At 70.7% G+C, this 12,311-nt stretch carries 10 protein-coding genes and 2 tRNA genes; 8 read left to right on the forward strand and 4 right to left on the reverse strand.

Annotated features, from left to right (window positions below):
* Window positions 1–84 precede the first annotated feature (84 nt).
* The 4 genes from AC2XR2_RS29535 (at window position 85) to AC2XR2_RS29550 (ending at window position 3,283) form a co-directional block, all read left to right on the forward strand.
* On the forward strand, window positions 85–1,200 hold the full coding sequence (locus AC2XR2_RS29535; protein ID WP_381300360.1) for an SDR family oxidoreductase: 1,116 nt from the start codon (window positions 85–87) through the stop codon (window positions 1,198–1,200).
* 181 nt (window positions 1,201–1,381) lie between these two features.
* Window positions 1,382–1,843 (forward strand): molybdenum cofactor biosynthesis protein MoaE, encoded by a 462-nt coding sequence (locus AC2XR2_RS29540; RefSeq protein ID WP_330264557.1) that lies wholly within the window; start codon window positions 1,382–1,384, stop codon window positions 1,841–1,843.
* A gap of 144 nt (window positions 1,844–1,987) precedes the next feature.
* On the forward strand, window positions 1,988–2,152 hold the full coding sequence (locus tag AC2XR2_RS29545) for a hypothetical protein (RefSeq protein WP_185806150.1): 165 nt from the start codon (window positions 1,988–1,990) through the stop codon (window positions 2,150–2,152).
* A 36-nt stretch (window positions 2,153–2,188) separates the two neighbouring features.
* The gene (locus AC2XR2_RS29550; RefSeq protein ID WP_491516734.1) at window positions 2,189–3,283 is read left to right on the forward strand and encodes a YlbL family protein; all 1,095 of its coding nucleotides are present in this window, start codon (window positions 2,189–2,191) and stop codon (window positions 3,281–3,283) included.
* Between the two features lie 28 nt (window positions 3,284–3,311).
* On the opposite strand, the gene AC2XR2_RS29555 is transcribed toward AC2XR2_RS29550, so the two are convergent.
* On the reverse strand, window positions 3,312–3,854 hold the full coding sequence (locus AC2XR2_RS29555; RefSeq protein WP_330264555.1) for a PPA1309 family protein: 543 nt from the start codon (window positions 3,852–3,854) through the stop codon (window positions 3,312–3,314).
* 164 nt (window positions 3,855–4,018) lie between these two features.
* Between AC2XR2_RS29555 and AC2XR2_RS29560 the strand changes: the two genes are divergently transcribed.
* The 4 genes from AC2XR2_RS29560 to AC2XR2_RS29575 all read left to right on the forward strand — a co-directional run bounded on the left by AC2XR2_RS29560 (window position 4,019) and on the right by AC2XR2_RS29575 (window position 9,354).
* Window positions 4,019–6,982, forward strand: a complete 2,964-nt coding sequence (locus AC2XR2_RS29560; protein ID WP_491518526.1) for a UPF0182 family membrane protein — start codon at window positions 4,019–4,021, stop codon at window positions 6,980–6,982.
* 55 nt (window positions 6,983–7,037) lie between these two features.
* Window positions 7,038–7,111 (forward strand) — tRNA-Met (locus AC2XR2_RS29565).
* Between the two features lie 206 nt (window positions 7,112–7,317).
* Entirely contained in the window at window positions 7,318–9,123 is a 1,806-nt protein-coding gene (locus tag AC2XR2_RS29570; RefSeq protein ID WP_381300363.1) for a tetratricopeptide repeat protein, read from the forward strand.
* 157 nt (window positions 9,124–9,280) lie between these two features.
* Window positions 9,281–9,354: transfer RNA gene (locus AC2XR2_RS29575), tRNA-Met, on the forward strand.
* A 48-nt stretch (window positions 9,355–9,402) separates the two neighbouring features.
* On the opposite strand, the gene AC2XR2_RS29580 is transcribed toward AC2XR2_RS29575, so the two are convergent.
* Genes AC2XR2_RS29580 through AC2XR2_RS29590 form a run of 3 tightly spaced genes read right to left on the reverse strand, consistent with a single transcriptional unit; the run spans window position 9,403 to window position 12,217 of the window.
* The gene (locus tag AC2XR2_RS29580) at window positions 9,403–10,548 is read right to left on the reverse strand and encodes an ABC transporter substrate-binding protein (RefSeq protein WP_491516735.1); all 1,146 of its coding nucleotides are present in this window, start codon (window positions 10,546–10,548) and stop codon (window positions 9,403–9,405) included.
* The gene (locus AC2XR2_RS29585) at window positions 10,545–11,408 is read right to left on the reverse strand and encodes an ABC transporter permease (RefSeq protein ID WP_491516736.1); all 864 of its coding nucleotides are present in this window, start codon (window positions 11,406–11,408) and stop codon (window positions 10,545–10,547) included. The genes AC2XR2_RS29580 and AC2XR2_RS29585 overlap by 4 nt, the downstream gene beginning before the upstream one ends.
* A complete protein-coding gene (locus tag AC2XR2_RS29590) occupies window positions 11,405–12,217 on the reverse strand; it encodes an ABC transporter ATP-binding protein (RefSeq protein WP_491516737.1) in 813 nt (270 codons plus the stop codon). The genes AC2XR2_RS29585 and AC2XR2_RS29590 overlap by 4 nt, the downstream gene beginning before the upstream one ends.
* Between the last annotated feature and the right edge of the window lie 94 nt (window positions 12,218–12,311).

Below are 12,311 nucleotides of genomic sequence, written 5' to 3' on the forward strand. Positions count from 1 at the left end.
CTCTCCGCCTGCGGCAGGATGGATGCCACCTGGTACGTACGCGTCACTCGCGTTCCTACTGAAGACAACCGCTGGAGACGCCCGGTGAGTTCCCCTGATCCGCAGGTTCGCGCAGCGCGAAACCAGTCAACCAATCCCGCCACGCGCGGGCCAGTCGTCGCGGTCACCGGTGCCGCGTCCGGCATCGGAGCCCTCCTCACCGAGCGGCTCGCCGCCTCGGAGGAGATCAAGCAGGTCATCGCGCTGGACGAGCGGCGCGGTGAGTGCGCCGCGGCGCAGTGGCACATCCTGGACGTGCGGGATCCGGCCATCGCGGACAAGCTCCGCGGGGCCGACGTCGTGGTGCATCTGGCCCTCGACCTCGACCTGGAGACGGACCCCGCCGCGCGGACGGCCTACAACGTCCGGGGGACGCAGACCGTGCTGACCGCGGCCGCGGCCGCCGGCATCCACCGGGTCGTCCTGTGCACCTCCGCCATGGTCTACGGCGCGCTCCCCGACAACGAACTGCCGCTCTCGGAGGACGCCGAACTGCGGGCCACCGCGGAGGCGACCGGCGTCGGGGACCTGCTGGAGATCGAGCGGCTCGCGCGGCGGGCCCCCCGCGCGCACCCCGGGCTCAACGTCACCGTCGTGCGGCCCGCCGTGCTGGTGGGAGGCGGCACCGACACCGCGCTGACCAGGTACTTCGAGTCGCCGCGGCTGCTGGTGGTGGCGGGGTCCCGGCCCGCCTGGCAGTTCTGCCACGTCGAGGACCTGTGCGCCGCTCTGGAGTACGCCGTCCTGGAGAAGGCCGACGGGGAGCTGGCCGTCGGGTGCGACGGGTGGCTGGAGCAGGAGGAGATCGAGGAGCTCAGCGGGATCCGCCGGATGGAGCTGCCGTCGGCGGTGGCGCTGGGCGCGGCCGCGCGGTTGCACCGGATCGGACTGACGCCGTCCCCCGCCGGGGACCTCGCGTACACGATGTACCCCTGGGTGGTGAGCGGGAGCCGGCTGCACGACGCCGGGTGGCGGCCGCGGTGGACCAACGAGGAGGTGCTCGCGGAACTCCTTGAGGAGGTCGCGGGGCGGCACACGGTGGCCGGGCGGCGGCTGGGGCGGAAGGACGCGACGGCGGCGGGGGCGGCGGGGGCGACGGTCGCGCTGCTCGGTGCGGCTGCCGTTGTGCGGCGGGCTCGGAAGGCGCGGCGGAGGATCTGAGGTGCGCCTCGGGGGGCGCCGCGTTCGGTCGGGCGGCGGCTGACGGCCGGTGGGGGCGGGTCGCGCAGTTCCCCGCGCCCCTTCGGGCGCACACACCTGGACGAGCCTCCAAACGCGCACACGCGTGTGCCGGGCGATCACGCTATTCCCTGTCGTCTTCGGCGTGCGGCACGATGGACGTATGGCACCCACCTTCGATCACCCTGGCGAGCAGACCGCCGATGAGCCCATCAAGCTCATCGGTATCCGCGAGACCCCCCTCTCCCTCGACGAGGTCTTCCGGGCCGTGGGGGACGACGCCGCCGGGGGGACCGCGCTGTTCGTCGGGACCGTCAGGAACCATGACGGGGGTGCCGATGTCGACAAGCTCGGGTACTCCTGCCACCCCAGTGCCGAGGCCGAGATGCGGCGGATCGCCGAGAAGGTCGTCGCCGAGTTCCCGGTGCGGGCGCTCGCCGCCGTGCACCGGGTCGGGGATCTCGGGGTCGGTGATCTCGCCGTCGTCGTCGCCGTGTCGTGCCCGCATCGGGGCGAGGCCTTCGAGGCCTGCCGGAAGCTGATCGACGATCTCAAGCACGAGGTGCCGATCTGGAAGCACCAGACGTTTTCTGACGGTACGGAGGAATGGGTCGGCGCCTGCTGAACCCTTCCTTCACCCCTCCGGTTGCGTAACCGCACCCTGGGTACCAGCGTTGTCAGTGCGGATGGTTAATCTGCTGATCAGTCAGTTTTCCGCGATCGCTCGGCGCACGCCCGGCGGTCGCTCGGTGCGGGGTCGGAGGTCGGCATGGGGGCGCTCGTCTGGTTGTTGATTCCGTTGTTGGCCGCGGTCGCGGCCGGACTGTGGGGCAGCTGGGCCAACCGCACCCGCAAGGTCCGCAGCGACGGCCCCGAGCTCGACGGATACGCCCGCTTTCGCGCCGCCATGGAGAAGTCTCACTCCGGTACCTGACGATGGTCTGACAGACACGTCCCGTACTGTCGTGCCATGCCACGCCGCACCGCGACGATGCTCGCCTCCACCCTGATGCTGATCGCGCTCCTGTGCGCGGGAGTCTTCATCAACGTGCCCTACTCCGAGATGTCACCGGGCCCCACGGTGAACACCCTCGGGGACCACGGCGGCGAGCCGGTGCTCCAGATCGCGGGACGCAAGACGTATCCGACGAGCGGTCACCTGAACATGACCACCGTCCGGGTCACCAGCGCCGACTACAAGATGAACCTCGTCGAGGCCGTCTACGGCTGGCTGGCGCACGACGCCAAGGTCGTCCCGCACGACACCCTCTACCCGGACGGCAAGACCGAGGAGCAGTCGACCCAGGAGAACGCCGAGGAGTTCAGCCAGTCCCAGGAGAGCGCCAAGGTCGCCGCCCTGAAGGAGCTCCGCGTCCCGGTGCAGTCCTGGGTGATCGTCTCCACCGTCGTCAAGGACTCCCCGGCCGAGGGCAAGCTGCACGCCGGTGACGTGATCAAGGCCGTCGACGGTACGACGGTGAAGGCGCCGGACGACGTCGCCAAGCTGGTGACCAAGCACAAGCCCGGCGAGAAGGTCGTCTTCACGATCGTGCCGGCCAAGGAGCAGGCCGCCGCCGAGAAGGCGAACAAGGCGGCGACGAAGACCGAGCAGATCACCATCACCACCAGGGCGTCCGACGACGACGGCGCCAAGCGGGCCATCGTCGGGATCGCCGCCGGGACCGACCACACCTTCCCGTTCACCATCGACATCAAGCTCGCCGACGTCGGCGGCCCGAGCGCCGGTCTGATGTTCGCGCTCGGCATCTACGACAAGCTCACCCCGGGCAGCCTCACCGGCGGCAAGTTCGTCGCCGGGACCGGCACGATCGACGACGACGGGAAGGTCGGCCCGATCGGCGGCATCGAGATGAAGACGGTCGGCGCGCGCGACAAGGGCGCCCAGTACTTCCTGACGCCCGCCGACAACTGCGCGGCCGCCGCCAAGGACACCCCGAGCGGGCTCACCCTGGTCAAGGTGAACACCATCGACGACGCCCTCGGCGCGCTCAAGGACCTCCGCGAGGGCAAGACCTCCGACCTGCCGAAGTGCACGAAGAGCTAGCCGGCCTCTGACGTCCGGCTCGGCCGGGCTACCCCTCGAACGTCGCCGACAGGGCCTCCGCGAGGCCCGGGACCAGGTCGCCGCCCGTGAGGACCTCCGTGGGGGAGTCCTTCTCGCGCAGCCGCAGGGCCGAGTCGCGGGTGCCGTCGCGCAGCACCGCGACCGTCATGCGGACCTCCTGGCGGTCCGGGTGCTCGGCGACCCACTTCGCCAGCTTGGCCTCGCTCAGCCCCTGCGGGACGGACGCCTCGGCGGACGGCGGCAGCATCAGCCGCTCCACGGTGAGCGCACAGCCGGCGACCCCGTCGGGCCAGGCGATGGTGCCGAGGAACTCGTCGAGCGGCTTGCCCGCGGGAATCTCCTCCTGCTCGATCGGGGTCAGGGCCGCGGCCTGCTGCCCGTCCTCCAGACCGAGCTGACGCGCGAGAGCGGGTTCCTGGGCCCGCAGCCGGGCGGTGTCTACGAGGGCGAAGAGGCGGGCGGGCTGGTCCCAGCCGAGGCCGGACGCGTACTCGTCGATCTCGAGTACGGCCCGGGTGAGCGGGCTCGCCGCCATGGGGGTGTTGGACATGGTCACAATCCTGCCTCGTTCGTGACCTGAATCGGGAACCGAGTAAACGGTGAGTAAGTTGCATAGGTGTGGACCCGCGATCACGGGGGCCACCCAGGGGTCCGCGAACACGAGGGCCTGACGGATCGACAGCGAACTTCGAGGTGCGCACCTTGGCTTTCCAGATGCCGGACCGCGGCGGAGGCCCGACAGGGCCGCGGATGAGAGTGGGCCGCCCGTCCCGGCGTGCCAGGACCCTGCTCATGACGCTGGGCGTCCTTGCCGTCCTCGGCATGGCGTTCACCATGTTCGCGGGCTTCTGGACGGACTGGCTCTGGTACCGCTCGGTGAACTACTCGTCCGTGTTCACCACCACGCTGTGGACCAAGATCGGGCTGTTCTTCGTCTTCGGCGTGCTGATGGCGCTCGCGGTCGGCGTCAACATCTGGCTCGCCCACCGGCTGCGCCCGCCGCTGAGCGCCATGTCCATGGAGCAGCAGAACCTCGACCGCTACCGGATGGGCATCGCGCCGTACAAGCGGTGGCTGCTGCTCGGGGTCACCGCGCTGGTGGGCCTGATCGCGGGCGCCTCGGCGGCCGGCCAGTGGCGGACCTGGCTGATGTGGGTCAACGGCGTCTCCTTCGGCCAGAAGGACCCGCAGTTCCACCTCGACATCTCCTTCTACACCTTCGACCTGCCCTGGTACCGGTTCCTGCTCGGCTTCGGGTTCGCCGCCACGATCCTGTCCGTGATCGCCGCGGCGCTGACCCACTACCTCTACGGCGGCCTCAGGATCACCTCGCCGGGCGCGCGGGCCACCGCCGCGGCCACCGGGCACCTCTCGGTGCTGCTCGGCGTCTTCGTCGCCCTGAAGGCGGTCGCCTACTGGCTCGACCGGTACGGCCTCGCCGTCAAGTCCAGCGACTTCAAGGCGACCGACAGCTGGACCGGCCTCCGGTACGTCGACGCCAACGCCTATCTGCCGGCCAAGACGATCCTGTTCTGCATCGCCGTCATCTGCGCGCTGCTGTTCTTCGCCACCCTGTGGCGGCGCACCTGGCAGCTGCCCGTGATCGGCTTCGGCCTGATGGTCCTCTCGGCGATCCTCATCGGCGGGCTCTACCCGGCGATCGTCCAGAAGTTCCAGGTCCAGCCGAACGAGCAGGCCAAGGAAGCCCCGTACGTCGAGAAGAACCTCAAGGCGACGCGTGAGGCGTACGGCATCGACGACGCCTCGGTGACCGAGTACGACGGCAAGTCCACCACCACGGACAAGACCCAGCTGCGCGACGACGTCGACGCCACGGCCAGCATCCGGGTCATGGACCCCAACGTCGTCTCGCCGACGTTCCAGCAGCTCCAGCAGATGCGGAACTACTACGCGTTCCCGACCAACCTGGACGTCGACCGCTACAGCAAGGACGGCAAGGACCAGGACACGGTCATCGGGCTGCGTGAGCTGAACCTGGCGGGCATCCCGAAGAACAACTGGATCAACGACCACTTCCGCTACACCCACGGCTACGGCGTGGTCGCCGCCAAGGGCACCGAGGCCGACGACGAGGGCCGCCCGGTCTTCACCGAGTCCAACCTGCCCTCCCAGGGCGACCTGGGCGAGTACCAGCAGCGCGTCTACTACGGCGAGAAGACCACCACCTACTCGATCGTCGGCGGTCCCCAGAAGGAGATCGACTACTCCGACGACGACGGTGAGAAGACCTACAGCTACAAGGCCAAGAGCGGGGTCAACCTCTCCAACCCGGTCAACCGGGCCGCGTACGCGGTGGCGTTCAGCGAGCCGCAGATCCTCTACTCCGGAGCGATCGGCGAGGGTTCGCGGATCCTGTACAACCGCACGCCCAAGCAGCGCGTCGAGGCGGTCGCGCCCTGGCTGACCATCGACGGCGACGCCTACCCGGCAGTGGTGAACGGCAAGATCCAGTGGATCGTCGACGCGTACACCACGACCAACGGCTATCCGTACTCCTCGCGTACGACCCTCGGTGACACCACGGCCGACTCGCTGACCGCGACCAACAACCAGCGCGCGGTGGTGGCCCAGCAGAACCAGGTCAACTACATCCGCAACTCGGTGAAGGCGACCGTCGACGCGTACACGGGCGAGGTCAAGCTCTACCAGTGGGACACCAAGGACCCGGTCCTCAAGACCTGGATGAAGGCGTTCCCGGGCACGGTGGAGCCCAAGAAGGACATCTCCACCGACCTCATGGCCCATCTGCGGTATCCGCAGGACCTGTTCAAGGTCCAGCGTGAACTGCTCGCCCGCTACCACGTCGAGGACGCCGACACCTTCCTCAGCGGCAGCGAGGTGTGGCAGGTGCCGGACGACCCGACCAACAAGTCGGGCGACGCGGTGCCGCCGTACTACCTGAGCATGAAGATGCCCGACCAGTCGGCACAGGCGTTCTCGCTCACGACGACGTTCACGCCCAACGGCCGGGACAACCTCAGTGCGTTCATGTCGGTCGACGCCGAGGCGGGCACCCGTGACTACGGCAAGATCAGAATCCTGAAACTGCCGACCAACACCACGGTCAACGGGCCCAAACAGGTGCAGAGCCAGTTCAACTCCGAACAGGACATCGCCGAGACCATCAGCCTCCTCAACAGAGGCGACTCCAATGTGGAGTACGGCAATCTCCTGACGGTGCCGCTCGACGGAGGACTGCTCTACGTGGAGCCGGTCTACGTACGCGGTGGTGGACTCAAGTACCCGCTGCTGCGGAAGGTGTTGGTGACCTACGGCGGCAACACCGCCTTCGAGGACACCCTGGACCAGGCCTTGAACAAGGTGTTCGGAGCGGACGCCTCCACCACCCCGCCACCGGAAGACGACGGCGGGGACACCACCAAGCCGCCGCCGACCTCCAGCAACCCGACGGTCCAACAGGCGCTGGACGACGCCCAGAAGGCCTTCACTGCCGGCCAGGAAGCCCTGAAGAAGGGTGACTGGGAGGCGTACGGCCGGGCGCAGGCGGATCTGGAGGACGCGCTGAAGCGGGCCGAGGACGCGCAGAACGCGGCCGACAAGAGCGGCAGCAGCCCGAAGCCCAGTAACAGCGCGAAGCCCAGCAGCAGCCCCAAACCCAGCGGCAGTCCGAAACCCAGCAGCAGCCCCAGCGGCTGAGCAACCGCTCGGTAAAAGCCCACCTCCGCGCCGTGATACGGTTGCAACACAACGGCGCGGGGTGGAGCAGCTCGGTAGCTCGCTGGGCTCATAACCCAGAGGTCGCAGGTTCAAATCCTGTCCCCGCTACTGGAATCGAAGGCCCGGATCCTTTTCAGGATCCGGGCCTTCGTGATGTGCGAACGCATGTGCCGGACAAGTGACGGCCGCGCCGCCGACGGCAGTTGGCGGGAACTGTGTTTCACTTGTCGTTCTGTGGGCATGTCGACAAAACGCTGAAGTGACCTCACTGGCTGCGGTATACCAGGTGTACCCAGGTTGCAGGTGGTGCGACGATGGACGTTATGGGGGACAAGGCAACTCTGTTCGAGACAGGGCGTTTTGTGCAACCTTCCGGGCGGGACGGGGCCGGGGAGGCGCCTGACGACGCCGCCGAGGAGGTCCGGCAGCGGCTCGCCGCCGAAGCCGGCGACGTCGAGGCGATGAGCGTCCTCGGCGCCCTGCTGCTGCGCCGCGGTGATCTCGACGGAGCCGAGCCCCATCTGCGTGCCGCCACCGCCGCCGGCGACCGGGCGGCCGCCAACAACCTGGGTGTCCTGCTGCACCAGCGCGGCTACGCCGACGACGCGGCCGGCTGGTGGCGCATCGCCGCCGTCGCCGGATCCGCCGCGGCCGCGCACGCGCTGGGACGCCACCACCGTGAGCGGGGCGACGAGCCGGCCGCCGAGTACTGGCTGCGCCAGTCCGCCGAGCAGGGCCACGCGCTGGGCGCCTACGCGCTCGCCGACCTGCTGGAGCACCGCGGGGACGTGGGCGCCGAGCAGTGGATGCGGACCGCCGCCGAGCGGGGGCACCGGGAGGCGGCCTACCGGCTGGCCCGCGCGCTCGACCGCCGGCTGGGTCCCGAGGGGGACGTCGGGGACGACCAGGGGGCCGGGGCCGACGCCGAGCAGTGGTACCGGCAGGCCGCCGCGCGCGGGCACCGGCGGGCGGCCCTGCATCTCGGGGCGATCCTGGAGCGGCGCGGCGCGCTCAAGGAGGCCGGGCGCTGGTATCTGACCTCCGCGAAGGACGGTGAGGCGCGGGCCGCCTGCGCGCTCGGGTTCCTGCTGCGGGATGCGGGCGACACCGAGAGCGCCGCCGTGTGGTGGCTGCGCGCCGCCCAGGACGGCGACGGCAATGCGGCCAACGCGCTGGGCGCATTGCACGCCGAGCGTGGCGAGCCGCAGACCGCCGAGCGCTGGTACCGGGCCGCGATGGACGCCGGTGACGACAACGGCGCGTACAACCTCGGGCTGCTCTGCGCCGAGCAGGGGCGGACCGCGCAGGCCGAGCAGTGGTACCGGCGGGCCGCGTACGCGGGGCACCGGGAGGCGGCCAACGCGCTCGCCATCCTGCTGCTCCAGGGCGGCGACACAGCCGGCGCCGAGCCGTGGTTCTCCAAGGCCGCGGAGGCCGGAAGCGTGGACGCCGCGTTCAACCTCGGCATCCTCTTCGCCGGGCGTGGCGAGGAGGCCGTCGCGCTGCGGTGGTACGAGCGGGCGGCCGCCGCCGGGCACACCGAGGCGGCGCTCCAGGTGGGCATCGCCCTGCTGCGGGACGGCGACGAGGCCGGCGCCGAGCGGCATCTGCGGTGCGCGGCGGGGGGCGGCAGCGCGGAGGCCGCGTACCGGCTCGCGACCGTGCTCGACGCCCGGCGGCCGCCGGTGCCCGCGCACACGCTCGGGGAGCCGGTGGACGAGAAGAGCGAGTGCGAGGAGTGGTACGAGCGGGCGGCCTCGCAGGGGCACCGCCGGGCTCAGGTGCGGGTGGGCATGCTCGCGGCCGCTCGGGGTGACGTCGTGGAGGCGGCCCGCTGGTACCGGGAGGCCGCGGAGGCGGGGTCCCGCAACGGCGCCTTCAACCTGGGGCTGCTGCTGGCCCGGGAGGGGAGTGAGCCGGAGGCCGCGGTGTGGTGGACCCGGGCCGCCGACGCCGGGCACGGACGGGCGGCGTTGCGGCTGGCCCTGGTCTACGCGCGTCGGGGGGAGCTGGCGGAGGGGCAGCGCTGGGCGGACCGAGCGGTGGCGCTGGGGCCGGCCGAGGTCTCGGAGCGGGCGGCTCGGTTGCGGGACGCGCTGCGGGAAGAACTGTCCGCCTGAGGGGGTGGCGGGTCAGGTCGTACGGCGGGTGCGGGTCCGTCGTGGCTTGTCGCGCCCGCGCGGCGGAGCCGCACTGATACAGCCCCGCGCTCCTGGGTGGGTGCAGTGAAACGATTTGCTTCTGGGCTCGTCCCTCACGTAACGTTGCATTCATCGACGCGGGGTGGAGCAGCTCGGTAGCTCGCTGGGCTCATAACCCAGAGGTCGCAGGTTCAAATCCTGTCCCCGCTACTGAAGGCCGAGGGCTGGAATCCGAAAGGGTTCCGGCCCTCGGTGTTTTCACGGCGTGTGGCCCACCGCCTCCTCGTACAGGGCGCGGTCCACCGTCCTCGACTCCGGCAGGGGGTCGCCCTCCGCCACGCCCTGTGCCTTGTACGCCGCCTGCAAGCGGTCCGTCGTGCCCGTGCGGATCTCCCAGTCCATGCGCAGGGACGGCGTGGACCGGAGGATCGCCTCGTCGGTCTTCAGGAGCTTCGCCAGGTAGGTGACGAAGGTCGCGTCCGCCTTGTAGTCGCCGGCGAAGTACGTGTTCACGGTGCGGATGTACGCCCGCAGCAGGGCGACTCCCGCGTCCACGTCGTCGTTCAGCAGGCCGGGGCCGTACAGCATGCCGCCCAGGGGCTCGCCGAGCGGCTGGCCGCCGAGGAAGGCGTAGCCGGGGGCGCCGTCGACCCTGCGCCAGACCGGGTCCAGGAGCCAGGCCGAGTCGACGCCGCCGTTCTGGAGGGCCGTCAGGACGTCCGCCGAGCCGAGCTGCTGGTACTGGATCTCGTCGAGGCCGCCACCGTGTTTCTCCAGGGCCTTCTCCATCGGGTACGCGATCACCGAGCCCTTGCCGATCATCGTGCCCATCCTGCGGCCGGCCATCTTCACCTGGCCGGCGCTCTCGCCGTCCTTGAGCCGTACCCACAGGCCGCTCTTCGACTTCGGGTCGGGGGAGAAGTTCGCGGCGACCCAGCGGATGTCGAAGCCGCCCCTGACGCCGTTCATGACAGCTGCCTCGGGGGCCGCCCACAGTGCGTCGATGTCGCCCTTGGCGAGCAGCGGGAGCGAGTCCGGAGTGGGCAGGACCTTCAGGGTGACGTCCAGGCCCTCCTTCTTGAACTCGCCCTTGTCCACGGCCACTTGCAGCGGTGCCACGTACTCCGCGCTCAGCGTGCCCGTCGCGATCGTCAGCTTGCGGGGCTCGGCGAGGGGGCGTGGGGCGGGAGCGCCGGTGTCACAGCGGGCCGGCGCGCGGGTGGGGGAGAGATCGGCGGGGTCGGTCCAGGAGTGCGCCCCGCAGCCCGCCACCGGGCGGACGGTCCGGGCCCCGCCCCCGTCCGCCTTCGACTCCGGGCTTCCTGGGGGCTGGGACGCCGTGCAGGCTGTTGACGTCAGCAGGGTGAGGGCGGTCAGGAGGGTGCCGTAGAAGAGTGTTTTCATGACTGGCCCCTTCCGCGGTCCTTCGGGGCCCAGGGGGTGAGCAGGCGGCCCAGGAGGCGGACCAGTTCGGAGAAGAGGACGCCGAGGACGGCCACGCAGACGATGCCGACGAACATCACGTCGTTCTGGAAGAGGGCGCGGGAGTCGAAGATCAGGTGGCCCAGGCCGTCGGTGGCCGCTATCTGCTCCGAGGCGACGATCACCAGGACCGCCACGCCCGCCGCGATCCGGGCGCCGACCAGGACGGACGGGAGGGAGGCGGGGAGGAGGATGTGGCGGAACGTCTGCCACGCGGAGGCGCCGAAGACCTGGCCCGCGTCGCGGTGGCCGGAGGGGATCGAGATCACCGCCGACATCGTCTGGATCCACACGAAGAAGAAGACCGTCGCCGCCACCAGGGCGATCTGCGGGCCCTCGCCCAGGCCGAACATGTTCAGGAAGATCGGGAGCAGGGCCAGCTTCGGGACCACGTACAGGGCGTCCAGGAGGGGTTCCAGGGCTGCCCGGACCAGGGGCAGTGAGCCCATCAGGAGGCCCAGGGCGTAGCCCGTGGCCGTGCCGATCGCGTAGCCGGCCAGGACGCGTTGTGTGGTGGCCCGGACGTCCGGCCACAGGTCGCCGGCCGCCGCGCGGCCCCAGCCGTCGGCCAGGATCGTGGCGGGGGCCGGGTAGACGCGGTCGTCGATCCAGGCCCGGGTGGCGGCCAGTTGCCAGAGGAGGACCAGGAGGAGGGGGACGGCGGCCGCCAGGGTGAGTTCCAGGGCTCGTCTGCGGCGGTGGGTGCGGGCCGGGTGCAGTTCCTCCGGGCCGGGGCGGCGGACCAGGACGGATTCCGGTTTCTCGGGGGCCACGGTGGTCATGCCGGTACCGCTTCCTTCCTCAACAGGTCCCACAACTCGCTCTTGAGGGAGGTGAATTCGGGTGCGGAGCGGATGTCGCCGGTGCGGGGGCGGGGGAACGGCGGGCGGCGTTCGGCGATCAGCCGGCCCGGGCGGGCGGACATCACCAGGACGCGGTCGCCGAGGACGATCGCCTCCTCCAGGCTGTGGGTGATGAAGAGCGTGGTGGTGCGGAGGGTTTGCGTGATCTCCAGCAGCTCGTCCTGGAGAATCATGCGGAGTTGGGCGTCCAGGGCGGCGAAGGGCTCGTCCATCAGCAGGAGTTCGGGCTCCACGGCCAGGGCCCGGGCGATGGCCACGCGCTGGCGCATGCCGCCCGAGAGGGTCGCGGGGTAGGCGTCGGCGAAGTCGGACAGGCCCATGCGGGCCAGCCACTCGTCGGCGCGGGCGTTGGCCTCGCGGCGCGGGACGCGCTGGATGTCCAGGCCGAAGCGGACGTTGGCGCGGACCGGCTTCCAGTCGTGGATGCCGTAGTCCTGGAAGATCATGGCGGCCGGGCGCGGGGTCCGGGCGCGGATCTCCAGGGTGCCGGCGCTCGGGCGGAGCAGGCCCGCGGCGATGCGCAGCAGCGTGGACTTGCCGCAGCCGGAGGGGCCGACCAGGCAGACGAACTCGCCCGGGGCGACGGCGAGATCGAGGGGGCCGAGCGCGTCGACGGAGCGGGGCGGGCGGCCGAAGACGCGGGTCAGGCCGGTGGCTCGGAGTTTGGGGTGCGGGTGGTCCGGGGGCGGTGGTTCTGGCGCGGTGGGGTCGGGGTGCGGGTCTCCCACGGTTGCTCCCTGGGGCAGGAGTTCGGTACGGAGAGGGTGGCCGGACGACGATATGACGGTCCGTCAGATTCAGGAAGGCCGTGGACCGCTCGAA

This window comes from Streptomyces sp. LS-MS-L19 (genome assembly GCF_058382285.1).

Coding starts and splice junctions, on each gene's coding strand:
- AC2XR2_RS29540 (WP_330264557.1), top strand. CDS start 1,382: ATGGCACCCACCTTCGATCACCCTGGCGAGCAGACCGCCGATGAGCCC.
- AC2XR2_RS29545 (WP_185806150.1), top strand. CDS start 1,988: ATGGGGGCGCTCGTCTGGTTGTTGATTCCGTTGTTGGCCGCGGTCGCG.
- AC2XR2_RS29550 (WP_491516734.1), top strand. CDS start 2,189: ATGCCACGCCGCACCGCGACGATGCTCGCCTCCACCCTGATGCTGATC.
- AC2XR2_RS29555 (WP_330264555.1), bottom strand. CDS start 3,854: ATGTCCAACACCCCCATGGCGGCGAGCCCGCTCACCCGGGCCGTACTC.
- AC2XR2_RS29560 (WP_491518526.1), top strand. CDS start 4,019: ATGCCGGACCGCGGCGGAGGCCCGACAGGGCCGCGGATGAGAGTGGGC.
- AC2XR2_RS29570 (WP_381300363.1), top strand. CDS start 7,318: ATGGACGTTATGGGGGACAAGGCAACTCTGTTCGAGACAGGGCGTTTT.
- AC2XR2_RS29580 (WP_491516735.1), bottom strand. CDS start 10,548: ATGAAAACACTCTTCTACGGCACCCTCCTGACCGCCCTCACCCTGCTG.
- AC2XR2_RS29585 (WP_491516736.1), bottom strand. CDS start 11,408: ATGACCACCGTGGCCCCCGAGAAACCGGAATCCGTCCTGGTCCGCCGC.